We start from the raw sequence: 25756 nt of genomic DNA, 5'->3' as shown, positions 1-25756 counted from the left end.
CGCCGATGGTAGTGTGGGGTTTCCCCATGTGAGAGTAGGTCATCGTCAAGATTAAATTCCGAAACCCCATTTGCGAAAGCAGATGGGGTTTTGTTTTTGCGCGCGGAAAAGCTGTTAACAACTCTCCACAGTAAAACCCACCCATCAGCAATGCTTGACTTCGGCTTGTGCCCTGAACGGCACGCTTGCGTAGGTCGGCTAGATGGCTATCATGCGCGTCTTACAACCAGGCGCTGAAATCCATGCATACGTTGCTAAAGCTACTTGGAGATGGGGCGTTTCACTCCGGCGAGGATCTGGGGCTCGCGCTGGGCGTCAGCCGAAGTGCTGTCTGGAAGAAGCTGCAGCAGGCCCAGGCTGAGCTGGGCATCGAAATTTACAAGGTGCGCGGCCGAGGTTACCGTTTGGCTTCCCCGCTTTCGTTGTTGGACAGTGAGGTGCTGATCGATGAGCACGAAAGATTGGGTTGGACATGTCGCATTCACGAAACTATCGACTCCACGAATGCCGAAGCCATGAGAATGGCAAGTTCAGGCGCAGCCCTTCCGGCTTTGGTTCTTGCAGAGCAGCAGACAGCAGGCCGCGGCAGGCGTGGGCGTCAATGGGTAAGTCCTTTTGCTGAAAACCTCTATTACAGCCTTGCTTTGCGTATGGATGGCGGTACCCGTCGGCTCGACGGTCTTAGCCTTGTCGTAGGGCTTGCAGTTGTAGATACGCTGCGAGAACTCGGTATCCATAGAGCGGGCCTGAAATGGCCTAACGACATACTGGTTGGCCGCAAAAAACTCGCTGGAGTGCTGCTCGAGGTAACTGGCGATCTCGCTAATGTTTGCCATGTAGTTATCGGTATTGGGATCAATATCAATATGCGTGATTCCGTTGACGTCGATCAGGCTTGGACGTCGGTGGCCCTTGAGCTGGGAGATATTCAGGACAGAAACAAGGTCGCCTGCGCGCTAAGTCGAAATCTCAGTGGCTATCTTGCTGGCCATCAGGAAAGAGGATTTGCAGCGTATAGAAAAGCGTGGGAGGACAAGCATCTATGGCAAGGCCTCGCGGTCGCTCTCACCGCGGGTACGAACACCACCCAGGGCGTTGTGAAGGGCATTGGTGATGATGGGGCGTTACGCCTGGAGGTAGATGGGCGTGAAGAGCATTTCAGCGGGGGGGAGGTGACTCTCAGGCTCCAGGATGGTTAGGGTAGAAATCAGAGTTAGTAAGATCGGCCTGTATTCAGGTGCGTATCGTTAATGAGGTGGGTATGCCATGGACGTTTTTGTTGTTACTCATGTTGAACGGTCTGTATTTCTTCTGGCATCAGCAGGATGCGCCGCTGCGTCCTAAAGAGGTCGAGCCGCTGCTGACTCATCGAGCGTATGGCCAAAATATTCGTTTGCTGGGCGAGTCGGAAGTCGGTGGTGGTACTGCGCGTACCTCTACAGGGCAAGAGAACTGCCTCTACCTGGGGGGAACTGCCAAGCAGGCTGAAGCGGCACTTCTCGAGCAGCGTCTTGTTGCCTTAGATATCGATACTCACCTTGAAAAGCGCCTGGATCAGGAAGGGGGCGTGTACTGGCTGAAAATTGCGCCTGCTAGCCGGCGCTTGGTCAGCGAGGTTTTGATTGCCGAGCTCCGCAGGGATTTTCCCATGCTAAAAAATGAAATAATGTCATGTGAAGGCATTGCAACCGTAGATTAGTTTGAATAGAATGGCGCCCGCTTCGCAGTGCAGATCAATTGATAGGTACTGATGTAGCGATGGTCAATTCTTGTAACCTCAAGTTTTTATTGAGAAAAAGATTGACAGAAGGGTAGCATGATATAGAATGCTGCCTCGCTTAGGAGGGGTTCCCGAGCGGCCAAAGGGATCAGACTGTAAATCTGACGTCTACGACTTCGAAGGTTCGAATCCTTCCCCCTCCACCATATTTTGAGCGTAAGCAGCAAAGCTCAGCGGGTATAGTTTAGTGGTAGAACCTCAGCCTTCCAAGCTGATGATGCGGGTTCGATTCCCGCTACCCGCTCCAAGTTTTCTGGTTGTGCAATGTGTTTTGCTCTTGTAGCTCAGTTGGTAGAGCACACCCTTGGTAAGGGTGAGGTCAGCGGTTCAAATCCGCTCAAGAGCTCCATTACTAAGGCAGATATGTGAGTATCTGCCTTTGTTTTAGGCGCTACGAATACCAAGGTTTTCAAGGTCTTGGTAAGGTGGCGCCGCAGTGATTCAACGTGCATAATCGCAGTTGTCGAGTTGCTGTTGAAATCTTCCTGTCAGGTCCGCATAATGTTCGGCCTGATTTTGCTTTTAGGTCAGTAGCTCAATTGGCAGAGCGACGGTCTCCAAAACCGTAGGTTGGGGGTTCGATTCCCTCCTGACCTGCCAGATTCTCCAAAGTATCTGGCTTTCTTTTCACAGGATTTTAGTAGATGAATCCAAAGGCTGAAGCCCAAGACTCCCGTTTTGATCTCGTGAAGTGGCTTGTAGTAGTGCTTCTGGTAGTCGTGGGTGTCGTTGGAAATCAATACTATTCCGCGCAGCCAATCCTGTATCGCGTTCTTGCCCTGCTTGTGATCGCCGCCGTGGCAGCCTATGTGGCTCTGCAGACGGGGAAGGGTAAGGCTTTCTTTGTTTTGGCCAAAGAAGCTCGCGCTGAGATTCGTAAAGTCGTGTGGCCTACGCGTCAAGAGACTACCCAGACCACTTTGATCGTGGTTGCAGTGGTTCTCGTCATGGCGCTGCTGTTGTGGGGTTTAGATTCCCTGCTCGGCTGGCTTGTTTCTTTGATTGTTGGCTAAGGGTGTCCCGTGGCTAAGCGTTGGTACGTAGTGCATGCCTACTCGGGTTACGAGAAGCATGTCATGCGCTCACTGGTTGAGCGTGTAAAGCTTGCAGGCATGGAAGATGGCTTCGGCGAGATTCTGGTCCCTACTGAAGAAGTAGTGGAAATGCGTAACGGCCAGAAACGCAAAAGTGAACGCAAATTCTTCCCTGGCTATGTGCTTGTTCAGATGGACATGAACGAGGGCACTTGGCACTTGGTCAAGGATACTCCTCGTGTCATGGGTTTCATCGGTGGCACGGCAGACAAGCCGGCTCCTATTACCGATAAAGAAGCTGAGGCAATTCTGCGTCGCGTTGCTGATGGTAGCGACAAGCCGAAGCCAAAAACCCTGTTCGAGCCGGGCGAAGTCGTCCGTGTTACAGATGGTCCGTTTGCTGATTTCAACGGTACTGTCGAAGAAGTCAATTACGAAAAGAGCCGAATCCAAGTGGCGGTGCTCATTTTCGGACGCTCCACTCCGGTGGAGCTGGAGTTCAGTCAGGTCGAAAAGGCGTAACTGAGCTCAGAATCCCATACCCCGCAGCCCTGGGCTGTGGGGTTTTTTCGTCACCGGGATAAACGCGCAAGTAACCGGGGAGCCTTTCGAGGCGCTAGAACCCGTAATTGGAGTGCCTCATGGCCAAGAAGATTACCGCTTACATCAAGCTTCAAGTGAAAGCCGCTCAGGCTAACCCGAGCCCGCCTGTTGGTCCTGCACTGGGTCAGCACGGCGTGAACATCATGGAATTCTGCAAAGCGTTCAACGCCCGTACTCAGGGTATTGAGCCAGGTTTGCCGACTCCTGTGATCATCACTGTTTACAGTGACCGCAGCTTCACCTTTGAAACCAAAAGCACCCCGGCTTCGGTACTGCTGAAAAAAGCAGCTGGCTTGACCAGCGGCTCGGCTCGTCCGAACACCGTAAAAGTTGGCACTGTAACCCGTGCTCAGCTGGAAGAAATCGCCAAGGCAAAAAATGCCGACTTGACCGCTGCTGATATGGACGCCGCCGTGCGCACCATCGCCGGTTCTGCTCGTAGCATGGGCCTTAACGTGGAGGGTGTGTAATGGCTAAGCTGACTAAGCGCCAAAAAGCTATCGCTTCCAAAGTCGAAGCTGGCAAATCTTATAACTTCAACGAAGCCGCTGCTCTGCTGGCTGAGTTGTCGACAGTGAAGTTCAGCGAGTCTGTGGACGTCGCTGTGAACCTCGGTGTTGATCCTCGTAAATCCGATCAGGTCGTACGTAGCGCCACCGTGCTGCCTCACGGCACTGGCAAGACCGTTCGTGTCGCAGTATTTACTCAGGGTCCAGCTGCTGAAGCTGCTCTGGCTGCCGGCGCTGATCGTGTTGGTATGGACGATCTGGCTGCTGAAATGAAAGGCGGCGACCTGAACTATGACGTCGTGATTGCTTCCCCGGACGCAATGCGTGTTGTTGGTCAGCTGGGTCAGATCCTCGGCCCGCGCGGCCTGATGCCTAACCCTAAAGTCGGTACCGTTACTCCAGACGTAGCCACTGCCGTGAAAAACGCCAAGGCTGGTCAGGTTCGTTATCGCACCGACAAAAACGGCATTATCCATACCTCCGTTGGCAAGGTCGGCTTTGATGCAGACAAGCTGCGTGAGAACGTTGAAGCTCTGATCGCTGATCTGAAGCGTATCAAGCCAGCTTCCTCGAAAGGTATCTACGTTAAGCGCGTAACACTGAGCACCACTATGGGCCCAGGCTTGGTCATCGACCAAGGTTCGTTGGACGCGTAAGACTGGCATGGCGCGGGTAACCGCGTCATTGCGAAAATTGGGGTCCCTGCCTGGCGGGGGCTATCCAAGACCGTAGGCGGCGAAAGCCTTAAACCACAAGCCTACGCAGATGGTGCTCCCGGTTCCTTACCGAATCAGACACCAAAACGACATCCGGCTCAGGTCAGATGAAACGGTAACAAGCAGGAGTTAAACCCGTGGCAATTAAACTCGAAGACAAGAAGGCCATCGTCGCTGAAGTCAACGAGGCTGCCAAAGTCGCTCTGTCTGCTGTTGTGGCTGATGCCCGCGGTGTGACGGTAGGCGCGATGACCGGACTCCGTAAAGAGGCTCGTGAAGCTGGCGTTTATGTACGTGTCGTACGTAACACCCTGCTCAAGCGCGCCGTTGCTGACACTGAATACAGTGTCCTCAACGATGTGTTCACCGGCCCGACCTTGATCGCCTTCTCCAACGAACATCCAGGTGCTGCTGCCCGTTTGTTCAAAGAGTTCGCTAAAGGTCAGGATAAGTTCGAGATCAAGGCAGCTGCGTTTGAGGGCAAGTACCTCGCAGCTAATCAGATCGACGTACTGGCAACACTGCCGACCCGCAACGAAGCGATTTCGCAGCTGATGAGCGTGATTCAAGGCGCTACCAGCAAGCTCGCTCGTACTCTGGCGGCTATTCGCGAACAGAAAGAAGCCGCTGCAGCCTAAGGGCCGGCACTTCTTCTCGCGTATTTTTATTTATTTCGATGGTCGCGTAGGCCGTCCCCCAATTCAGGAATTAGAGTCATGTCTATCTCTCAAGACGATATCCTCAACGCCGTAGCTGAAATGTCCGTTCTGCAGGTTGTAGAGCTGATCAAAGCATTCGAAGAAAAATTCGGTGTTAGCGCTGCTGCTGCTTCCGCTGGCCCAGCTGCTGCTGCCGCCGTTGTTGAAGAGCAAACTGAATTCAACGTCATGCTGCTGGAAGCTGGCGAGAAGAAAGTTAACGTTATTAAGGCAGTTCGTGAACTGACCGGTCTGGGCCTGAAAGAAGCCAAGGCAGTCGTTGACGGCGCGCCAGCAATGGTTCTGGAAGCAGTAGCTAAAGACGCTGCTGACAAAGCCAAGGCTACTCTGGAAGAAGCAGGCGCTAAAGTCGAGCTGAAGTAAGCATCGACTTTGCGTTTCCAGCCCAAGCGTTAAGCGAAAGGCTGATGGCTGGTGGCTTCTGCCACCGGCCTTTTTCCGTTGTTGGCAGCTGATTCGGTTAGCGCTGATTACGTGATCTACCCACCTCGAACGGTGGCGCGAACCATGGGGTTCGCAAGATTTTTCTGGCTGCTCCCGTCGGGAGGAGCCAAACAAGCAGGTGACCAAGCTGGGGAACGCTGATGGCTTACTCATATACTGAGAAAAAACGTATCCGCAAGGACTTTAGCAAGTTGCCGGACGTCATGGATGTGCCTTACCTCCTGGCCATCCAGCTGGATTCGTATCGTGAATTCTTGCAAGCGGGAGCGACTAAAGATCAGTTCCGCGACGTGGGCCTGCATGCGGCCTTCAAATCTGTTTTCCCGATCATCAGCTACTCCGGCAATGCTGCTCTGGAGTATGTGGGTTATCGTCTGGGCGAACCGGCTTTTGATGTCAAGGAATGCGTGCTCCGCGGTGTGACATACGCCGTACCTTTGCGGGTAAAAGTACGTCTGATCATTTTCGACAAAGAATCGTCGAACAAAGCGATCAAGGACATCAAAGAGCAAGAAGTCTATATGGGTGAAATCCCCCTGATGACTGAAAACGGTACCTTCGTTATCAACGGTACCGAGCGTGTGATCGTTTCCCAGCTGCACCGTTCCCCGGGCGTGTTCTTTGACCATGACCGCGGCAAGACGCACAGTTCGGGCAAGCTGTTGTATTCGGCTCGCATCATTCCTTACCGTGGTTCGTGGCTGGACTTCGAATTCGATCCGAAAGACTGTGTCTTCGTTCGTATCGACCGTCGCCGCAAACTCCCTGCATCGGTTCTGCTCCGTGCATTGGGTTACACCACTGAAGAAGTGTTGGATGCTTTCTACACCACCAACGTATTCCACGTTCAGGGCGAGAACCTGAATCTGGAGTTGGTGCCTCAGCGCCTGCGTGGCGAAATTGCCGTTCTGGATATTCTGGACGACAAGGGCAAGGTGATTGTTGAGCAAGGCCGTCGTATTACGGCCCGTCACATCAACCAGCTCGAAAAAGCGAACATCAAGACACTTGAGGTTCCGCTCGACTACGTTATTGGCCGCACCAGCGCCAAGGCGATCGTGCACCCAGCGACGGGTGAGATCATTGCCGAGTGCAATACCGAGCTGAATACCGAGATCCTGGCAAAAATTGCCAAGGCTCAAGTTGTTCGCATCGAGACGCTGTACACGAACGACATCGACTGCGGTCCTTTCATCTCCGACACCCTGAAGATCGACTCGACCGGCAACCAGCTTGAAGCCCTGGTCGAAATCTATCGGATGATGCGTCCTGGCGAGCCACCTACCAAGGATGCCGCCGAGACCTTGTTCAACAACCTGTTCTTCAGCCCAGAGCGCTACGATCTGTCGGCTGTAGGTCGGATGAAGTTCAACCGTCGTATTGGTCGTACCGAGATCGAAGGTTCGGGCGTCCTGCACAAAGACGACATCGTCGCCGTGCTGAAGACCCTGGTCGACATCCGTAACGGTAAAGGCATCGTCGATGACATCGACCACCTTGGTAACCGTCGCGTTCGTTGCGTAGGCGAGATGGCCGAGAACCAGTTCCGTGTAGGTCTGGTGCGTGTTGAGCGCGCGGTTAAAGAGCGTCTGTCGATGGCAGAAAGCGAAGGCCTGATGCCTCAGGACCTGATCAACGCCAAGCCTGTTGCGGCGGCGGTGAAAGAGTTCTTCGGTTCCAGCCAGCTTTCCCAGTTTATGGACCAGAACAACCCGCTGTCCGAGATTACTCACAAGCGTCGTGTCTCTGCACTCGGCCCTGGTGGTCTGACGCGTGAGCGTGCCGGCTTTGAAGTTCGTGACGTACACCCGACTCACTACGGTCGTGTATGCCCGATTGAAACGCCGGAAGGTCCGAACATTGGTCTGATCAACTCCTTGGCGGCATACGCGCGCACCAACCAGTACGGCTTCCTCGAGAGCCCGTACCGTGTGGTTAAGGACGCTCTGGTAACTGACGAAATCGTTTTCCTCTCAGCTATTGAGGAAGCGGATCACGTCATTGCCCAGGCTTCTGCGGCAATGAACGACAAGAAGATCCTGATCGACGAGTTGGTTGCTGTTCGTCACTTGAACGAGTTCACCGTCAAGGCGCCGGAAGACGTCACCCTGATGGATGTTTCGCCGAAGCAGGTTGTTTCCGTTGCAGCGTCGCTGATCCCGTTCCTTGAGCACGACGACGCCAACCGTGCGTTGATGGGTTCGAACATGCAGCGTCAGGCTGTTCCAACACTGCGCGCTGACAAGCCGCTGGTTGGTACTGGCATGGAGCGTAACGTTGCGCGTGACTCCGGCGTTTGCGTGGTGGCCCGTCGTGGCGGCGTGATTGACTCGGTTGACGCTAGCCGTATCGTGGTTCGTGTTGCAGATGACGAAGTTGAGACAGGCGAAGCCGGTGTCGACATCTACAACCTGACCAAATACACACGTTCGAACCAAAACACCTGCATCAACCAGCGCCCGCTGGTGAGCAAGGGTGATCGCGTTCAGCGTAGCGACATCATGGCTGACGGCCCGTCCACCGATATGGGTGAGCTGGCACTGGGTCAGAACATGCGCATCGCGTTCATGGCGTGGAACGGCTTCAACTTCGAAGACTCCATTTGCCTGTCCGAGCGTGTTGTCCAAGAAGACCGCTTCACCACGATCCACATTCAGGAACTGACCTGTGTGGCGCGTGATACCAAGCTTGGGCCTGAAGAGATCACTGCTGACATCCCTAACGTGGGTGAAGCAGCACTTAACAAGCTGGACGAAGCCGGTATCGTTTATGTGGGTGCGGAAGTCGGCGCTGGTGACATTCTGGTAGGTAAGGTCACTCCGAAAGGCGAGACCCAGCTGACGCCGGAAGAGAAGCTGCTGCGCGCAATCTTCGGTGAAAAAGCCAGCGACGTTAAAGACACCTCCCTGCGTGTACCTACCGGTACCAAAGGCACCGTCATTGATGTCCAGGTCTTCACGCGTGATGGCGTTGAGCGTGATGCTCGTGCGCTGTCCATCGAGAAGAGCCAGCTTGACGAGATCCGCAAGGACTTGAACGAAGAGTTCCGCATCGTTGAAGGCGCAACTTTCGAGCGTCTGCGCTCCGCGCTGGTCGGTCGTGTCGCTGAAGGCGGTGCCGGCCTGAAGAAAGGGCAGGAAATCACCAACGAAGTTCTGGACGGTCTGGAGCACGGTCAGTGGTTCAAGCTGCGCATGGTCGAAGATGCGCTAAACGAGCAGCTCGAGAAGGCCCAGGCGTACATCGTTGACCGTCGCCGTCTGCTTGACGACAAGTTCGAAGACAAGAAGCGCAAGTTGCAGCAGGGCGATGACCTTGCTCCAGGCGTGCTGAAGATCGTCAAGGTTTACCTTGCCATTCGCCGTCGCATCCAGCCGGGCGACAAGATGGCCGGTCGTCACGGTAACAAAGGTGTGGTCTCCGTGATCATGCCGGTTGAAGACATGCCGCACGATGCCAATGGCACGCCGGTGGATATCGTCCTCAACCCGTTGGGTGTACCTTCGCGTATGAACGTCGGTCAGATCCTTGAAACTCACCTGGGCCTCGCGGCTAAAGGATTGGGCGAGAAGATCAACCGCATGCTCGAAGAGCAGCGTAAAGTCGTTGAGCTGCGCAAGTTCCTGAACGAGATCTACAACGAGATTGGCGGCCGTCAGGAAAGTCTTGATGACCTGTCTGATCAGGAAATTCTGGATCTGGCGAAGAACCTGCGTGGCGGCGTTCCTATGGCTACCCCGGTATTCGACGGCGCCAAGGAATCCGAAATCAAGGCAATGCTCCGCCTGGCGGACATGCCGGACAGTGGCCAGATGCAGCTGTTCGACGGCCGTACCGGTAACAAGTTTGAGCGTCCGGTCACCGTTGGCTACATGTACATGCTGAAGCTGAACCACTTGGTGGACGACAAGATGCACGCGCGTTCCACTGGTTCGTACAGCCTGGTCACCCAGCAGCCGCTGGGTGGTAAGGCTCAGTTCGGTGGTCAGCGTTTCGGGGAGATGGAAGTCTGGGCGCTGGAAGCATATGGCGCGGCGTACACTCTGCAAGAAATGCTCACAGTGAAGTCGGACGACGTGAACGGCCGTACCAAGATGTACAAGAACATCGTGGACGGCGATCACCGTATGGAGCCGGGCATGCCCGAGTCCTTCAACGTGTTGATCAAAGAAATCCGTTCGCTCGGTATCGATATCGATCTGGAAACCGAATAACACGTGACGCGAATCGAGGGCGGGTCGGTATGACTGCCCTCTGCTCCGCCAGGAGGAAAGGCCTTGAAAGACCTACTGAATTTGCTGAAAAACCAGGGTCAAGTCGAAGAGTTCGACGCCATCCGTATCGGATTGGCATCGCCTGAGATGATCCGTTCGTGGTCGTTCGGTGAAGTTAAAAAGCCGGAAACCATCAACTACCGTACGTTCAAACCTGAGCGTGACGGCCTGTTCTGCGCCAAGATCTTTGGCCCGGTCAAGGATTACGAGTGCCTGTGCGGTAAGTACAAGCGCTTGAAGCATCGTGGCGTTATCTGCGAAAAATGCGGCGTTGAAGTCGCACTGGCCAAAGTCCGTCGTGAGCGCATGGCTCACATCGAACTGGCATCGCCGGTTGCTCACATCTGGTTCCTGAAATCACTGCCGTCCCGTATCGGCTTGCTGATGGACATGACCCTGCGTGACATCGAACGCGTTCTCTACTTCGAGAGCTATGTCGTTATCGATCCGGGCATGACTACCCTCGAAAAAGGGCAGCTGCTTAACGACGAGCAATACTTCGAAGCCCTTGAAGAGTTCGGTGATGACTTCGACGCCCGTATGGGTGCCGAAGCTGTCCGTGAGCTGCTGCACGCTATTGATCTGGAACACGAGATTGGCCGTCTGCGCGAAGAGATTCCGCAAACCAACTCCGAAACCAAAATCAAGAAGCTGTCCAAGCGTCTGAAGTTGATGGAAGCCTTCCAGGGTTCCGGCAACCTTCCAGAGTGGATGGTGTTGACCGTTCTGCCGGTTCTTCCGCCAGACCTGCGTCCACTGGTTCCACTGGATGGTGGTCGCTTCGCGACTTCTGACCTCAACGATCTGTATCGTCGGGTGATCAACCGTAACAACCGTTTGAAGCGTCTGCTGGATCTGTCTGCTCCTGACATCATCGTGCGCAACGAAAAGCGCATGCTGCAGGAAGCTGTGGATGCGCTGCTTGATAACGGTCGTCGCGGTCGCGCCATCACTGGTTCGAACAAGCGTCCTCTGAAATCCCTGGCTGACATGATCAAGGGTAAGCAGGGTCGTTTCCGTCAGAACTTGCTTGGTAAGCGTGTTGACTACTCTGGCCGTTCGGTAATTACCGTAGGTCCGACCCTGCGTCTGCACCAGTGCGGTCTGCCGAAGAAGATGGCACTTGAGCTGTTCAAGCCATTCATTTTCGGCAAGCTCGAAATGCGTGGTCTCGCGACCACCATCAAAGCTGCCAAGAAGATGGTTGAGCGCGAGCTGCCAGAAGTCTGGGACGTTCTCGCCGAAGTCATTCGCGAACACCCAGTGCTTCTGAACCGTGCGCCGACGCTTCACCGTCTGGGCATCCAGGCGTTTGAGCCGGTCCTCATCGAAGGTAAGGCAATCCAGCTGCACCCGCTGGTCTGTGCGGCATACAACGCTGACTTCGACGGTGACCAGATGGCCGTTCACGTGCCGCTGACGCTGGAAGCCCAGCTCGAAGCCCGTGCGCTGATGATGTCGACCAACAACATTCTGTCGCCAGCTAACGGTGAGCCAATCATCGTTCCTTCGCAGGACGTTGTATTGGGTCTGTACTACATGACCCGTGAAGCGATCAACGCCAAAGGCGAAGGTCGTGTATTCGCGGATCTGCAGGAAGTTGACCGTGTGTTCCGTGCCGGCGAAGCCGCACTGCATGCGAAAGTAAAAGTGCGCATCAACGAAACGGTCAATGATCGTGACGGTGGCAGCGTCAAGAACACCCGTATCGTCGACACAACCGTCGGCCGTGCGCTGCTGTTCCAGGTGGTCCCGGCCGGCCTGTCATACGACGTCGTCAACCAGCCGATGAAGAAGAAGGCAATCTCCAAGCTGATCAACCAGTGCTATCGCGTGGTTGGCCTGAAAGAGACCGTTATCTTCGCTGACCAGTTGATGTACACCGGTTTTGCCTATTCGACGATCTCGGGTGTTTCCATCGGCGTTAACGACTTCGTTATCCCTGATGAAAAAGCTCGCATCATCGACGCCGCAACCGACGAAGTGAAAGAGATCGAAAGTCAGTACGCCTCAGGCCTGGTTACCCAGGGCGAGAAGTACAACAAGGTGATCGACCTCTGGTCCAAGGCCAACGATGAAGTCTCGAAGGCGATGATGTCCAACCTCTCGAAAGAGAAGGTTGTCGACCGTCACGGTGAGACTGTTGACCAGGAATCCTTCAACTCGATGTATATGATGGCCGACTCGGGTGCGCGGGGTTCCGCAGCACAGATTCGTCAGCTGGCAGGTATGCGTGGTCTGATGGCCAAGCCGGATGGCTCGATCATCGAGACGCCGATCACTGCGAACTTCCGCGAAGGTTTGAGCGTTCTTCAGTACTTCATCTCGACTCACGGTGCTCGTAAGGGTCTTGCGGATACTGCGTTGAAAACCGCGAACTCCGGTTACCTGACTCGTCGTCTCGTAGACGTGGCACAAGATCTGGTTGTTACCGAGGTTGACTGCGGTACTGAACACGGTCTGGTAATGACGCCGCACATCGAAGGCGGTGATGTCGTAGAGCCGTTGGGCGAACGCGTATTGGGTCGAGTGATCGCCCGTGACGTATTCAAGCCTGGTACTGAAGATGTCATCGTTCCAGGCGGCACGCTGGTTGACGAGAAGTGGGTTGAATTCATCGAGCTGAATAGCATCGACGAAGTCATCGTGCGTTCCCCAATCAGCTGCGAAACCCGTTTCGGTATCTGCGCCAAATGCTACGGCCGAGATCTGGCACGTGGTCACCAGGTGAACATCGGTGAAGCTGTCGGCGTTATCGCCGCGCAGTCGATCGGTGAGCCGGGTACCCAGCTGACCATGCGTACATTCCACATCGGTGGTGCGGCAAGTCGTACTTCTGCTGCGGACAGCGTCCAGGTCAAGAACGGCGGTATCGTTCGTCTGCACAACCTGAAGCACGTTGAGCGTCTTGATGGCCACTTGGTCGCAGTTTCGCGTTCTGGTGAGCTGGCAATTGCCGACGAATTCGGGCGTGAGCGCGAGCGTTACAAACTGCCGTATGGCGCTGTGATTCTCGTGAAGGAAGGTGACAAGGTCGACGCAGGGTCCATCGTGGCCAAGTGGGATCCGCACACTCACCCAATCGTCACCGAGATGAAAGGTACCGTGACCTACGTGGGCATGGAAGAAGGTATTACGATCAAGCGCCAGACCGACGAATTGACCGGTTTGACCAACATCGAAGTACTGGATGCCAAAGACCGTCCTGCAGCAGGTAAAGACATTCGTCCTGCGGTCAAGATGGTTGGTGTTGATGGCAAGGATCTGCTGTTGCCGGGTACCGACGTACCCGCTCAGTATTTCCTGCCGGCAAACGCCCTCGTCGGTGTTGCGGATGGTGTGCAAGTGGGTGTGGGTGACGTTATCGCCCGTATCCCGCAAGAGACCTCCAAGACTCGCGACATCACCGGTGGTCTGCCGCGCGTTGCCGACTTGTTCGAGGCGCGTCGTCCGAAAGAAGCATCGATCCTGGCTGAAGTCAGCGGTACGATCGCGTTCGGTAAAGAGACCAAGGGCAAGCGCCGTCTGGTTATCACGCCAAACGATGGTACCGATCCGTACGAGGAGCTGATTCCGAAGTGGCGTCACCTCAACGTCTTCGAAGGTGAGCAGGTCAGCCGTGGTGAGGTTATCTCCGACGGCCCTAGCGATCCGCACGATATCCTGCGTCTGCTGGGTGTCAGCGCTCTGGCGAAATACATCGTCAACGAGATTCAGGACGTTTACCGCCTGCAAGGCGTGAAGATCAACGACAAGCATATCGAGACGATCCTTCGTCAGATGCTGCGTAAAGTCGAGATCGCTGAGTCGGGCGACTCTAGCTTCATCAAGGGCGACCAGATGGAGTTGACGCACGTACTGGTTGAAAACGAGCGCCTGGCGGCTGACGAGAAATTTGTTTCCAAATTTACTCGTGTATTGCTCGGTATCACCAAGGCCTCGCTGTCCACCGAGTCGTTCATCTCGGCGGCCTCCTTCCAGGAGACCACTCGCGTGCTGACCGAAGCGGCAGTGACCGGCAAGCGTGATTATCTGCGCGGCCTGAAAGAAAACGTGGTTGTGGGTCGTTTGATCCCTGCAGGTACCGGTCTGGCATATCACAGCGAGCGCAAGCGTCGTCGTGAAGCCGACAAGCCGATGCGTGTAAGTGCGAGCGAAGTTGAAGCCGCGCTGACCGAAGCGTTGAACTCAAGCAGTAATTGAGAGTAGGGCCCCGATTTTCATGGTCATTGGCGTTACCCGGTTTCTATGGGTTGCCAGTGGCTGTGGACATCGGGGCTTTGCCTTGACTGGGGGCAGGATCCTCTTTAGACTCTTGTACCCCTAAATCTGGCGGGACGTATGTCCTGCCATTTTGCTTTTCTTGTAAGACAATAGCGTCGCAAGACAACAGTGGAGCTAGTAGATGGCAACTATCAACCAGCTGGTACGTCAGCCGCGTAAGCGTATCGTCGAGAAATCCGACGTGCCTGCGCTGCAGAACTGCCCGCAGCGTCGTGGTGTGTGCACTCGCGTGTATACAACTACGCCGAAAAAACCTAACTCGGCATTGCGTAAAGTCTGCCGTGTGCGTCTGACCAACGGTTTCGAGGTTTCCTCGTACATCGGTGGTGAGGGCCACAACCTGCAAGAGCACAGCGTCGTACTGATTCGCGGCGGCCGTGTAAAAGACTTGCCAGGTGTTCGTTACCACACCGTTCGCGGTTCGTTGGATACCTCCGGTGTCAAAGGTCGTAACCAGGGTCGTTCGAAGTACGGTACCAAGAAGCCTAAGTAGTAGCGGCTTTTTGTAAAAATTGAATCATCTTATTTTCTGAGTCGATAAGAGTAAGGTCGGAGGCGCCAGTAGGTGCTGATTCCGAGCGAACCTGAAGACCGTTTGAGGGCTTATCCATGCCAAGAAGACGCGTAGCAGCCAAGCGCGAAGTGCTTGACGATCCAAAATACGGCAGCCAGATTCTGGCCAAGTTCATGAACCACGTTATGGAAAGCGGCAAGAAAGCCGTTGCCGAGCGTATCGTTTATGGCGCGCTGGAAAAGGTTAAAGAACGCAAGAACTCCGATCCCCTGGAAATCTTCGAGAAAGCTCTCGACGCCATCGCTCCGCTGGTCGAAGTGAAGTCGCGCCGTGTAGGCGGTGCTACTTACCAGGTTCCGGTCGAAGTTCGTCCGTCCCGTCGTAATGCTCTGGCAATGCGTTGGCTGGTAGACTTCGCGCGCAAGCGCGGTGAGAAGTCTATGGCTCTGCGTTTGGCTGGCGAACTGTTGGACGCCGCCGAAGGTAAAGGTGCTGCGGTCAAGAAGCGTGAAGACGTGCACCGTATGGCTGAAGCCAACAAAGCTTTCTCGCACTACCGCTTCTAATTTCAGCGTCACTAATTTTGCGAGGGCTTTATGGCTCGTACTACACCGATCAACCGTTACCGTAACATTGGTATCGTTGCTCACGTGGATGCTGGTAAAACCACCACCACCGAGCGCGTCCTTTTTTACACCGGTAAAAGCCACAAGATGGGCGAGGTGCATGACGGCGCCGCGACCACCGACTGGATGGTTCAGGAGCAGGAGCGTGGTATTACCATTACTTCTGCTGCTATTACTGCCTTTTGGCAGGGTTCCGAGAAGCAACACAAAGACCAATACCGCTTCAACGTCATTGACACCCCGGGCCACGTAGACTTCACCATTGAAGTTGAGCGTTCCCTGCGTGTACTCGACGGCGCGGTCGTTGTGTTCTGTGGTACTTCTGGCGTTGAGCCTCAGTCCGAAACTGTATGGCGTCAAGCCAACAAGTACGGTGTTCCACGTATCGTTTACGTGAACAAAATGGACCGTGCTGGCGCAAACTTCCTGCGCGTAATTGCTCAGATCAAGCAGCGTCTGGGTCACACTCCGGTGCCGATCCAGCTGGCAATTGGTGCTGAAGACAACTTCCAGGGTCAGATCGATCTGATGTCCATGGAAGCGGTCTACTGGAACGATGCCGATAAGGGTATGGTCCCGGTTCGCAAGCCTATCCCTGCTGAATTGCAGGAACTGGCTAACGAATGGCGCAGCAACATGGTAGAGGCTGCGGCCGAAGCCAATGAAGAGCTGATGAACAAGTACCTTGAGGGTGAAGAACTCACCAACGAGGAAATCAAGGCTGCTCTGCGTCAGCGTACTATCGCTGGTGAGATCGTTCTTGCTGTTTGCGGTTCTTCCTTTAAGAACAAGGGTGTCCCCCTGGTTCTCGACGCCGTTATCGACTACCTGCCAGCTCCAGTCGACATTCCTGCTATCAAGGGCACCAACCCTGATAACGAAGAAGAAGAGATGGAGCGTCACGCAGACGACAACGAGCCGTTCTCGGCTCTGGCGTTCAAGATCGCTACCGACCCATTCGTGGGTACCTTGACGTTCGTCCGTGTTTACTCGGGCGTGTTGGCATCCGGCGACGGCGTGATAAACTCGGTCAAGGGCAAAAAAGAGCGCGTGGGTCGTATGGTGCAAATGCACGCAAACGCTCGCGAAGAGATCAAGGAAGTACGCGCTGGTGACATCGCGGCCTTGATCGGCATGAAGGACGTCACCACTGGTGAAACCTTGTGCAACGCTGACAAGCCAATCATCCTGGTTCGGATGGACTTCCCGGAGCCGGTTATTTCGGTTGCCGTAGAGCCTAAAACCAAGGATGACCAGGAAAAAATGGGTATCGCACTGGGCAAACTTGCTCAGGAAGACCCGTCTTTCCGCGTCAAAACTGATGAGGAGACTGGTCAGACGATCATCTCTGGCATGGGCGAGCTGCACCTGGACATCCTGGTTGACCGGATGCGCCGTGAGTTCAACGTCGAAGCCAACATCGGTAAGCCTCAGGTTTCGTATCGTGAGCGCATCACGAAGAACTGTGAAATCGAAGGCAAGTTCGTTCGCCAGTCCGGCGGTCGTGGTCAGTTCGGCCACTGCTGGATCCGTTTTGCACCTGCTGACGAAGGTCAGGAAGGTCTGCAATTCGTGAACGAAGTAGTGGGTGGTGTGGTTCCTAAGGAATACATCCCGGCTATCCAGAAGGGCATCGAAGAGCAGATGAAGAACGGCGTTGTTGCCGGCTATCCGCTGATCGGCCTGAAGGCTACCGTGTTTGATGGTTCTTACCACGACGTCGACTCGAACGAGATGGCGTTTAAGGTGGCTGCTTCCATGGCGACCAAGCAACTGGCCCAGAAGGGCGGTGGTGAGTTGCTTGAGCCGATCATGGCTGTAGAGGTTGTTACGCCTGAAGACTATATGGGTGACGTGATGGGCGACCTTAATCGTCGTCGCGGCATGATCCTGGGTATGGAAGATACGGTCTCCGGCAAGGTAATTCGTGCCGAGGTTCCGTTGGGTGAGATGTTCGGTTATGCGACCGACGTTCGCTCCATGTCCCAAGGTCGCGCAAGCTACTCTATGGAATTCAAAAAATACAATACAGCTCCGTCGCACATCGTCGAAACTGTAACCAAAAAACAAGGCTGATTCAGCGCCTTTAGGCTAGGAGTTATTTGTCGTGGCTAAAGAAAAATTTGATCGTTCCCTTCCGCACGTCAACGTTGGCACTATCGGTCACGTTGACCATGGTAAAACCACGCTGACCGCTGCTCTGACTCGCGTCTGCTCCGAGGTTTTCGGTTCGGCTCGTGTTGACTTCGACAAGATCGACAGCGCACCAGAAGAGAAGGCTCGCGGTATCACCATCAACACTGCTCACGTTGAGTACAACTCGTCCGTGCGTCACTACGCACACGTTGACTGCCCAGGTCACGCCGACTACGTGAAGAACATGATCACTGGTGCCGCCCAAATGGACGGCGCTATCCTGGTTTGTTCGGCTGCTGATGGTCCGATGCCACAAACTCGTGAGCACATCCTGCTGTCCCGTCAGGTAGGTGTTCCGTACATCGTGGTCTTCCTGAACAAGGCTGACCTGGTAGACGACGCTGAGCTGCTGGAACTGGTTGAGATGGAAGTGCGCGATCTGCTGAGCACTTACGACTTCCCGGGCGACGACACTCCAATCATTATCGGCTCTGCCCGTATGGCATTGGAAGGCAAAGACGACAACGAGATGGGCACCACTGCCGTCAAGAAGTTGGTTGAAACTCTGGACAGCTACATTCCTCAGCCAGAGCGTGCTGTCGACAAGCCGTTCCTGATGCCAATCGAAGACGTATTCTCGATCTCCGGTCGCGGTACTGTTGTGACTGGTCGTGTTGAGCGCGGTATCGTCAAGGTTCAAGATCCACTGGAAATCGTTGGTCTGCGTGACACTACTGTCACCACCTGCACCGGTGTTGAAATGTTCCGTAAGCTGCTCGACGAAGGTCGTGCTGGCGAGAACTGCGGCGTTCTGTTGCGCGGCACCAAGCGTGACGACGTTGAGCGTGGCCAGGTTCTGGTCAAGCCTGGCACCGTCAAGCCGCACACTCAGTTCGAAGCTGAAATCTACGTGCTGAGCAAAGAAGAAGGCGGCCGTCACACTCCGTTCTTCAAAGGCTACCGTCCACAGTTCTACTTCCGTACTACCGACGTAACTGGTAGCTGCGAACTGCCGGAAGGCGTTGAGATGGTTATGCCAGGCGATAACGTGAAAGTTTCCGTTACCCTGATCAAGCCAATCGCAATGGAAGACGGTCTGCGTTTCGCTATTCGTGAAGGCGGTCGTACCGTCGGCGCTGGCGTCGTGGCCAAAATCATCCAGTAAGCGATGATCTTCAAAAAGAGCCCCCGCTTGCGGGGGCTTTTTTATTGGGTTGACACCCCGTTAGCTCGTCTATAGAATTGCGCCTCCTTTAAACGGGCGTATTGCGCTCGGTGGGAAGTAGCCTGGAGTCTGAAATCCAATGCAAAATCAGCAAATCCGTATCAGGTTGAAGGCTTTTGACCATCGCCTGATCGACCAATCCACCCAGGAAATCGTGGAAACCGCGAAACGTACTGGTGCTCAAGTGCGTGGTCCGATTCCACTCCCTACCCGTAAAGAGCGGTTCACCGTTCTGGTTTCTCCGCACGTCAACAAAGACGCGCGCGACCAGTACGAGATCCGCACTCATAAGCGTGTTCTGGACATCGTCCAGCCAACGGATAAAACCGTTGATGCGCTGATGAAGCTTGATCTTGCGGCAGGTGTGGAAGTACAGATCAGCCTCGGCTAAGACTCGGGTCTTAGTCGTGTAACGCTCTGAAATGGGCGGCCATAGCGGGTGAAAGCCCCGTACACTCATGAGGTTTACAACATGACTATTGGTGTAGTCGGTCGTAAATGCGGTATGACCCGTATTTTCACCGAAGAAGGTGTCTCCATTCCGGTTACGGTCATTGAGATCGAGCCGAATCGCGTCACCCAGTTCAAAACCGAAGAAGTCGATGGCTATCGTGCAGTGCAAGTCACTGTCGGCGTTCGTCGTGCTTCCCGTGTGACTGCTGCTCAAGCAGGTCACTTCGCTAAAGCGAACGTTGCCGCAGGTCGTACTGTCCTGGAATTCCGTCTTGAAGAAGGCGAATACAAGGCTGGCGATCTGATCAATGCAGAAATCTTTGCTGCTGGCCAGATGGTAGATGTTACCGGTCAGTCCAAGGGTAAAGGCTTCCAAGGTACTATCAAGCGCCACAATTTCCGTGGTCAAGATAATACTCACGGTAACTCCGTGTCCCACCGCGTCCCGGGCTCTATCGGCCAGTGCCAGACTCCTGGTCGTGTATTCAAGGGCAAAAAAATGTCCGGTCATATGGGCGCTGAGCGCGTGACCGTGCAGTCCCTGGAAGTAGTGCGCGTGGACGCTGAACGCAATCTGTTGTTGGTCAAGGGTGCTGTTCCTGGCGCTACTGGCGGCAATGTGGTTGTACGTCCAGCAGCCAAGGCTCGCGGTTAAGGGGAAGCTGACATGCAATTAAATGTAAATGACGCTCAAGCGATCGAAGTTTCCGAACTGACATTTGGCGGCGAATTCAACGAGACGCTGGTTCACCAGGCAGTCGTGGCCTACATGGCTGGCGGTCGTCAGGGTAGCAAGCAGCAAAAGACCCGTTCTGACGTATCCGGTGGCGGTAAGCGCCCTTGGCGTCAAAAGGGTACTGGCCGTGCTCGTGCCGGTACTATCCGTAGCCCGATCTGGCGCGGCGGCGGTACCACTTTCGCAGCACGTCCTCAGGATCACTCTCAGAAGCTCAACAAGAAGATGTATCGCGCTGCACTGCGCTCCATCCTTGCTGAACTGGTTCGTACTGATCGTCTGGTCGTAGTTCAGGATTTCGCTGTTGAATCGCCGAAAACCAAAGATCTGCTGGGCAAGCTGAATGACATGAGCCTGACCGACGTTTTGATCGTGTCGGACGCTGTTGATCAGAACCTGTACCTGGCTGCTCGTAACCTGCCGCACGTTGATGTACGTGATGTTCAAGGTTCCGATCCAGTTAGTCTGATCGCATACGACAAAGTGTTGATCACTGTGTCGGCCGTGAAGAAATTCGAGGAGCTGCTGGGATGAACCAGGAACGCGTATTTAAAGTTCTGCTTGGCCCGCACGTTTCCGAGAAGGCTACGGTTCTGGCAGACAAAAAAGGTCAGTTCGTTTTCAAGGTTGCTACTGATGCAACCAAGCTGGAAATCAAGAAGGCCGTCGAAAGCCTGTTCAGCGTGAAAGTAGAGCGTGTCACTACCCTGAATGTTATGGGTAAGACCAAGCGCACTGCTCGCGGTCTGGGCAAGCGTAATGACTGGAAGAAGGCGGTTATCTCCCTTCAGCCAGGCCAAGATCTCGATTTCAGCAGCAGTGCTGAGTAAGGAAGGGGTGCATCATGGCAATCGTTAAATGCAAACCGACTTCCCCTGGCCGCCGTTTTGTGGTCAAGGTGGTCAACCAGGAGCTGCATAAAGGCGCTCCTCACGCACCGCTGCTCGAGAAAAAATCGAAGACTGGTGGTCGTAACAACAATGGCCGCATCACTACTCGGCACATCGGTGGTGGTCATAAGCAGCATTATCGTCTGGTCGATTTCCGTCGCAACGACAAGGATGGCATTGCTGCCACCGTCGAGCGTATTGAATACGATCCAAACCGTACTGCTCACATCGCACTGCTGCTGTACGCAGACGGCGAGCGTCGTTACATCATCGCGCCTAAAGGCGTGAGTGCTGGCGACCAGCTGATCGCAGGCGCTTTGGCTCCAATCAAGCCAGGCAACGCTCTGCAGCTGCGCAACATCCCAGTGGGTTCTACCGTTCACGGCATCGAACTGAAGCCGGGTAAAGGTGCTCAGATCGCTCGTTCTGCTGGTGCGTCTGCACAGCTGATCGCTCGTGAAGGTGTCTACGTGACTCTGCGTCTTCGCTCCGGTGAGATGCGTAAAGTTCTGGCTGAATGCCGTGCGACTCTGGGTGAGGTCTCGAACTCCGAGCACAGCCTGCGTTCGCTGGGTAAAGCTGGTGCCAAACGCTGGCGTGGCGTTCGCCCAACCGTTCGTGGTGTTGCCATGAACCCGGTTGACCACCCACATGGTGGTGGTGAAGGTCGTACCTCTGGTGGTCGTCATCCGGTATCGCCGTGGGGCTTCCCGACTAAGGGCGCGAAGACTCGTGGTAATAAGCGTACCGACAAAATGATCGTCCGTCGTCGCAAGTAAATAGAGGGATACGACAGTGCCACGTTCTCTGAAAAAAGGTCCTTTTATTGATCTTCACCTACTGAAGAAGATCGAAGTGGCGGCGGAAAAGAACGATCGCAAACCAGTTAAGACCTGGTCGCGTCGTTCTATGATCCTGCCACAAATGGTCGGTTTGACCATTGCTGTGCATAACGGTCGTCAGCATGTTCCTGTTCTCGTGAACGAAGACATGGTCGGCCACAAACTAGGCGAGTTTGCCGGTACCCGCACTTATCGTGGGCACGTGGCAGACAAGAAAGCCAAGCGTTAAGGGGTAAGGAACGATGGAAGTAGCCGCTAAGTTGTCGGGCGCTCGAATCTCCGCCCAGAAAGCCCGCTTGGTCGCCGACCAGATCCGCGGGAAGAAGGTGGGCGAAGCGCTCAACCTGTTGGCTTTCAGCAGTAAGAAAGCCGCCGAGATCATGAAGAAAGTGCTGGAGTCGGCCGTAGCCAACGCCGAGCATAACGAAGGCGCAGACGTTGATGACCTCAAGGTCTCCACCGTTTTCGTCAACGAAGGGCGTTCGCTGAAGCGCATCATGCCACGTGCCAAAGGCCGTGCTGATCGCATCGTCAAGCGGTCTTGCCATATCACTGTCAAGGTTGCTGACAAGTAACGGAGTCGAAGAGATGGGTCAGAAAGTACATCCCATTGGCATTCGCCTGGGAATCGTCAAGGAGCACACCTCCGTCTGGTACGCAGACGGTCGGACTTATGCGGACTATTTGTTCGCTGATCTGAAGGTGCGAGAGTATCTCCAAGACAAACTAAAAAGCGCGTCCGTAAGCCGTATCGATATCCATCGTCCGGCGCAGACTGCACGCATCACCATCCACACCGCTCGTCCAGGTATCGTTATCGGGAAGAAAGGTGAGGATGTTGAGAAGCTGCGTCAGGACCTGACCAAGCAAATGGGTGTGCCTGTGCACATCAATATCGAAGAGATCCGCAAGCCGGAGCTCGACGGTATGCTGGTTGCGCAGAGCGTAGCTCAGCAGCTGGAGCGTCGCGTAATGTTCCGTCGCGCTATGAAGCGTGCAGTGCAGAACGCCATGCGCATTGGTGCCAAAGGCATCAAAATCCAAGTGAGCGGTCGTCTCGGCGGTGCTGAAATTGCACGTACTGAATGGTATCGCGAAGGTCGTGTGCCATTGCACACCCTGCGTGCCGACATCGACTATGCCAACTACGAAGCTCACACCACTTACGGTGTGATCGGTGTAAAGGTTTGGATCTTCAAAGGCGAAGTAATTGGTGGTCGCCAAGAAGAGCTGAAACCGCAAGCACCAGCGCCTCGTAAAAAAGCTGCTAAGTAAGGGGTACGCCAAATGTTGCAACCTAAGCGTACGAAGTTCCGCAAGCAGATGACCGGCCACAACCGTGGTCTGGCATTGCGCGGTAGCAAAGTCAGCTTCGGCGAGTTCGCGCTGAAGTCTGTTGCTCGTGGTCGTCTCACCGCTCGTCAGATCGAGTCAGCGCGTCGTGCACTGACCCGTCACGTTAAACGTGGCGGCAAGATCTGGATCCGTGTATTCCCGGACAAGCCTGTCACCAAAAAGCCACTCGAAGTTCGGATGGGTAAAGGTAAGGGTAACGTGGAGTACTGGGTTGCCCAGATTCAGCCAGGCAAAGTCCTGTATGAAATCGAGGGTGTTTCCGAAGAGTTGGCGCGTGAGGCTTTCGCCCTGGCTGCTGCAAAGCTGCCGCTCGCCACCTCCTTTGTTAAGCGGACGGTGATGTGATGAAAGCGAATGAACTTCGTGAAAAATCAGCACAGCAACTGAACGAGCAACTGCTCGGCTTGCTGCGCGACCAGTTCAATCTGCGCATGCAGAAAGCAACTGGCCAGTTGGGGCAGTCTCACCTGCTCTCGCAAGTTAAGCGTGACATCGCTCGCGTGAAGACTGTGCTCAACCAGCAGGCAGGTAAGTAATCATGGCTGAAGCCGAAAAAACCGTCCGTACGCTGACTGGCCGTGTCGTCAGCGACAAGATGGACAAGACCATCACCGTACTGATCGAGCGTCGCGTCAAGCACCCAATCTACGGTAAATACGTTAAGCGTTCGACTAAGCTGCACGCGCACGACGAAACCAATCAGTGCCACATCGGCGACAAGGTCACTATTCGTGAAACTCGTCCGATGGCCAAGACTAAGTCCTGGGCACTGGTTGATGTTCTCGAACGCGCTGTGGAAGTCTAAGGGCTAGGGGTCGGAGAAATTATATGATTCAGACTCAATCCATGCTCGATGTGGCCGATAACAGCGGCGCACGCCGCGTTATGTGCATCAAGGTGCTTGGTGGCTCTCATCGTCGTTACGCTGGTATCGGTGACATCATCAAAGTTACCGTCAAGGAAGCAATTCCGCGCGGTAAGGTGAAAAAAGGCCAAGTGATGACTGCAGTAGTAGTCCGCACTCGCCATGGTGTTCGTCGCGCAGACGGCTCCATCATCCGCTTTGATGGCAACGCTGCTGTTCTGTTGAACAACAAGCAAGAGCCGATCGGCACCCGTATCTTTGGGCCAGTGACCCGTGAACTTCGTACTGAGAAGTTCATGAAGATCGTCTCGCTCGCCCCAGAAGTGCTGTAAGGAGATCCGACATGCAAAAGATTCGTCGTGACGACGAGATCATCGTGATCGCCGGCAAAGACAAAGGTAAGCGCGGTAAGGTGCTCAAGGTTCTCGCTGACGACCGCTTGGTCGTTGGTGGGATCAACCTGGTGAAGCGTCATACCAAGCCAAACCCGATGTCGGGCGTACAGGGCGGTATCGTCGAGAAAGAAGCGCCATTGCACGCTTCTAACGTCGCCATTTTCAACGGCGCAACCAACAAGGCTGACCGCGTTGGTTTCAAAGTTGAAGACGGCAAGAAAATTCGTGTCTTCAAGTCGACCCAAAAAGCGGTTGATGCTTGAACACTGCTAGGTAGAAGACCATGGCACGACTAAAAGAGATTTACTGGAAAGAAATCGCACCGAAGCTTAAGGAAGAACTTAAGCTTTCGAACGTGATGGAAGTTCCACGCGTTACCAAGATCACCCTGAACATGGGTCTGGGCGAAGCGATCGGCGACAAAAAAGTCATCGAGCACGCTGTTGCAGATCTGGAGAAAATCACCGGCCAAAAAGTCGTCGTGACCTACGCTCGCAAATCTATCGCTGGCTTTAAAGTCCGTGAAGGTTGGCCGATCGGCGTCAAAGTGACTCTGCGCCGTGAGCGTATGTATGAATTCCTGGATCGTCTGCTGTCGATCTCCCTGCCTCGGGTCCGCGACTTCCGCGGCCTGAATGCCAAGTCCTTCGATGGTCGTGGTAACTACAGCATGGGCGTTAAAGAGCAGATCATTTTCCCGGAAATCGACTACGACAAGATCGATGCCCTGCGCGGTCTGGACATTACCCTGACCACCACTGCTCGTACGGACGAAGAAGGTCGCGCATTGCTGCGTGCTTTCAAGTTCCCGTTCCGCAACTGATTGGAGTAGGACCATGGCCAAGAAGAGCATGAAAAACCGTGAGCTGAAGCGTCAGCTCACCGTTGCCAAGTACGCTACCAAGCGTGCTGCGCTGAAAGCGATCATCGTGGATCTGAACGCAAGTCCAGAAGCACGTTGGGAAGCTACGGTCGCACTGCAGAAGCAGCCACGTGACGCAAGTGCCTCGCGCATGCGTAACCGTTGCCGCCTGACAGGTCGTCCGCACGGCGTGTACCGCAAGTTCGGCCTCGGCCGTAACATGCTGCGTCAAGCAGCAATGCGTGGCGACGTACCAGGTCTGGTTAAAGCCAGCTGGTAAGGAGTTATTCACGCAGTACTCCCATTGTGTTCACGTCGAACCGATGGGCGTAGAGCCTGAATTTGAATCAAGCCCCTTTTGGGGCTTGATTCATTTCTGGGGTGCGCCTAGAATTGCCGGCTCGCCAGAGCCCGTGCTCGCACGTGCCCGGAATTTTAAGGCGACAGGTTGTAGCCGTAAGGCTCATTTTTTTTGTATCAGGAGCGTCTAGCC

General features: G+C 54.6%; 29 protein-coding genes and 4 tRNA genes. All 33 read left to right on the top strand.

Annotated elements, in window-relative coordinates:
• Window positions 1-242: 242 nt before the first annotated feature.
• The 33 genes from birA to rpsN all read left to right on the top strand — a co-directional run bounded on the left by birA (window position 243) and on the right by rpsN (window position 25543).
• Window positions 243-1199 carry a bifunctional biotin--[acetyl-CoA-carboxylase] ligase/biotin operon repressor BirA gene (gene birA / locus ACYASU_RS13235; RefSeq protein ID WP_463583046.1) on the top strand — a complete coding sequence of 319 codons (957 nt, stop codon included), beginning with the start codon at window positions 243-245 and terminating at the stop codon, window positions 1197-1199.
• A 62-nt stretch (window positions 1200-1261) separates the two neighbouring features.
• Entirely contained in the window at window positions 1262-1699 is a 438-nt protein-coding gene (locus ACYASU_RS13230) for a hypothetical protein (RefSeq protein ID WP_463583045.1), read from the top strand.
• Between the two features lie 142 nt (window positions 1700-1841).
• A tRNA-Tyr gene (locus ACYASU_RS13225) sits at window positions 1842-1926 on the top strand.
• Between the two features lie 27 nt (window positions 1927-1953).
• Window positions 1954-2027: transfer RNA gene (locus tag ACYASU_RS13220), tRNA-Gly, on the top strand.
• Between the two features lie 26 nt (window positions 2028-2053).
• A tRNA-Thr gene (locus ACYASU_RS13215) sits at window positions 2054-2129 on the top strand.
• 175 nt (window positions 2130-2304) lie between these two features.
• Window positions 2305-2380: transfer RNA gene (locus ACYASU_RS13210), tRNA-Trp, on the top strand.
• 44 nt (window positions 2381-2424) lie between these two features.
• The gene (secE, locus tag ACYASU_RS13205; protein WP_037017694.1) at window positions 2425-2793 is read left to right on the top strand and encodes a preprotein translocase subunit SecE; all 369 of its coding nucleotides are present in this window, start codon (window positions 2425-2427) and stop codon (window positions 2791-2793) included.
• Window positions 2794-2802: 9 nt separating this feature from the next.
• Window positions 2803-3336: a transcription termination/antitermination protein NusG gene (nusG, locus tag ACYASU_RS13200; RefSeq protein ID WP_003317113.1), complete on the top strand. Its 534-nt coding sequence runs from the start codon at window positions 2803-2805 to the stop codon at window positions 3334-3336.
• A gap of 119 nt (window positions 3337-3455) precedes the next feature.
• Window positions 3456-3887, top strand: coding sequence for a 50S ribosomal protein L11 (gene rplK / locus ACYASU_RS13195; RefSeq protein WP_037017696.1), 432 nt, complete (start codon window positions 3456-3458; stop codon window positions 3885-3887).
• Window positions 3887-4582, top strand: a complete 696-nt coding sequence (gene rplA, locus ACYASU_RS13190) for a 50S ribosomal protein L1 (RefSeq protein WP_122536823.1) — start codon at window positions 3887-3889, stop codon at window positions 4580-4582. Before rplK ends, rplA begins: the two co-directional genes overlap by 1 nt.
• 197 nt (window positions 4583-4779) lie before the next feature.
• On the top strand, window positions 4780-5280 hold the full coding sequence (rplJ, locus tag ACYASU_RS13185; RefSeq protein WP_192174974.1) for a 50S ribosomal protein L10: 501 nt from the start codon (window positions 4780-4782) through the stop codon (window positions 5278-5280).
• Between the two features lie 78 nt (window positions 5281-5358).
• Window positions 5359-5724 (top strand): 50S ribosomal protein L7/L12, encoded by a 366-nt coding sequence (gene rplL / locus ACYASU_RS13180; protein WP_019409897.1) that lies wholly within the window; start codon window positions 5359-5361, stop codon window positions 5722-5724.
• Between the two features lie 221 nt (window positions 5725-5945).
• Complete coding sequence (rpoB, locus tag ACYASU_RS13175; protein ID WP_192174975.1) at window positions 5946-10019, top strand: DNA-directed RNA polymerase subunit beta; 4074 nt, start codon at window positions 5946-5948, stop codon at window positions 10017-10019.
• Between the two features lie 63 nt (window positions 10020-10082).
• A complete protein-coding gene (gene rpoC / locus ACYASU_RS13170; protein WP_108121483.1) occupies window positions 10083-14282 on the top strand; it encodes a DNA-directed RNA polymerase subunit beta' in 4200 nt (1399 codons plus the stop codon).
• 202 nt (window positions 14283-14484) lie between these two features.
• Window positions 14485-14856, top strand: a complete 372-nt coding sequence (rpsL, locus tag ACYASU_RS13165; protein WP_002555494.1) for a 30S ribosomal protein S12 — start codon at window positions 14485-14487, stop codon at window positions 14854-14856.
• A gap of 116 nt (window positions 14857-14972) precedes the next feature.
• The gene (gene rpsG, locus ACYASU_RS13160) at window positions 14973-15443 is read left to right on the top strand and encodes a 30S ribosomal protein S7 (RefSeq protein WP_002555493.1); all 471 of its coding nucleotides are present in this window, start codon (window positions 14973-14975) and stop codon (window positions 15441-15443) included.
• A 30-nt stretch (window positions 15444-15473) separates the two neighbouring features.
• Window positions 15474-17579, top strand: coding sequence for an elongation factor G (gene fusA, locus ACYASU_RS13155; RefSeq protein WP_192174976.1), 2106 nt, complete (start codon window positions 15474-15476; stop codon window positions 17577-17579).
• Window positions 17580-17610: 31 nt separating this feature from the next.
• Window positions 17611-18804, top strand: a complete 1194-nt coding sequence (tuf, locus tag ACYASU_RS13150; protein WP_463583044.1) for an elongation factor Tu — start codon at window positions 17611-17613, stop codon at window positions 18802-18804.
• Between the two features lie 139 nt (window positions 18805-18943).
• The gene (rpsJ, locus tag ACYASU_RS13145; protein WP_003186070.1) at window positions 18944-19255 is read left to right on the top strand and encodes a 30S ribosomal protein S10; all 312 of its coding nucleotides are present in this window, start codon (window positions 18944-18946) and stop codon (window positions 19253-19255) included.
• An 81-nt stretch (window positions 19256-19336) separates the two neighbouring features.
• A complete protein-coding gene (rplC, locus tag ACYASU_RS13140) occupies window positions 19337-19972 on the top strand; it encodes a 50S ribosomal protein L3 (protein ID WP_065988459.1) in 636 nt (211 codons plus the stop codon).
• 12 nt (window positions 19973-19984) lie between these two features.
• Window positions 19985-20587, top strand: a complete 603-nt coding sequence (gene rplD, locus ACYASU_RS13135; RefSeq protein WP_037017717.1) for a 50S ribosomal protein L4 — start codon at window positions 19985-19987, stop codon at window positions 20585-20587.
• Window positions 20584-20883 (top strand): 50S ribosomal protein L23, encoded by a 300-nt coding sequence (rplW, locus tag ACYASU_RS13130; RefSeq protein WP_065988457.1) that lies wholly within the window; start codon window positions 20584-20586, stop codon window positions 20881-20883. The genes rplD and rplW overlap by 4 nt, the downstream gene beginning before the upstream one ends.
• 14 nt (window positions 20884-20897) lie before the next feature.
• Complete coding sequence (rplB, locus tag ACYASU_RS13125; RefSeq protein ID WP_003210080.1) at window positions 20898-21722, top strand: 50S ribosomal protein L2; 825 nt, start codon at window positions 20898-20900, stop codon at window positions 21720-21722.
• 16 nt (window positions 21723-21738) lie between these two features.
• The gene (gene rpsS, locus ACYASU_RS13120) at window positions 21739-22014 is read left to right on the top strand and encodes a 30S ribosomal protein S19 (protein WP_002555486.1); all 276 of its coding nucleotides are present in this window, start codon (window positions 21739-21741) and stop codon (window positions 22012-22014) included.
• Between the two features lie 13 nt (window positions 22015-22027).
• Window positions 22028-22360, top strand: a complete 333-nt coding sequence (gene rplV, locus ACYASU_RS13115) for a 50S ribosomal protein L22 (protein ID WP_003103908.1) — start codon at window positions 22028-22030, stop codon at window positions 22358-22360.
• Window positions 22361-22373: 13 nt separating this feature from the next.
• A complete protein-coding gene (rpsC, locus tag ACYASU_RS13110) occupies window positions 22374-23060 on the top strand; it encodes a 30S ribosomal protein S3 (protein ID WP_003176422.1) in 687 nt (228 codons plus the stop codon).
• A gap of 12 nt (window positions 23061-23072) precedes the next feature.
• Window positions 23073-23486, top strand: a complete 414-nt coding sequence (rplP, locus tag ACYASU_RS13105; protein ID WP_003186052.1) for a 50S ribosomal protein L16 — start codon at window positions 23073-23075, stop codon at window positions 23484-23486.
• Window positions 23486-23677, top strand: a complete 192-nt coding sequence (gene rpmC / locus ACYASU_RS13100) for a 50S ribosomal protein L29 (RefSeq protein ID WP_002555481.1) — start codon at window positions 23486-23488, stop codon at window positions 23675-23677. Before rplP ends, rpmC begins: the two co-directional genes overlap by 1 nt.
• 2 nt (window positions 23678-23679) lie before the next feature.
• A complete protein-coding gene (rpsQ, locus tag ACYASU_RS13095) occupies window positions 23680-23946 on the top strand; it encodes a 30S ribosomal protein S17 (protein ID WP_003194644.1) in 267 nt (88 codons plus the stop codon).
• A gap of 23 nt (window positions 23947-23969) precedes the next feature.
• Complete coding sequence (gene rplN, locus ACYASU_RS13090; protein ID WP_002555479.1) at window positions 23970-24338, top strand: 50S ribosomal protein L14; 369 nt, start codon at window positions 23970-23972, stop codon at window positions 24336-24338.
• 11 nt (window positions 24339-24349) lie between these two features.
• A complete protein-coding gene (gene rplX / locus ACYASU_RS13085) occupies window positions 24350-24664 on the top strand; it encodes a 50S ribosomal protein L24 (protein WP_002555478.1) in 315 nt (104 codons plus the stop codon).
• Between the two features lie 20 nt (window positions 24665-24684).
• A complete protein-coding gene (gene rplE, locus ACYASU_RS13080) occupies window positions 24685-25224 on the top strand; it encodes a 50S ribosomal protein L5 (RefSeq protein WP_037017720.1) in 540 nt (179 codons plus the stop codon).
• A 13-nt stretch (window positions 25225-25237) separates the two neighbouring features.
• Complete coding sequence (gene rpsN, locus ACYASU_RS13075) at window positions 25238-25543, top strand: 30S ribosomal protein S14 (protein WP_003186042.1); 306 nt, start codon at window positions 25238-25240, stop codon at window positions 25541-25543.
• The last annotated feature ends 213 nt before the right edge of the window (window positions 25544-25756 follow it).

It is taken from the genome of Pseudomonas sp. HP_12 (assembly GCF_055283955.1).
Note: the sequence above shows the minus strand (reverse complement) of the source record. Positions and strands in the feature narration are given on the sequence as shown.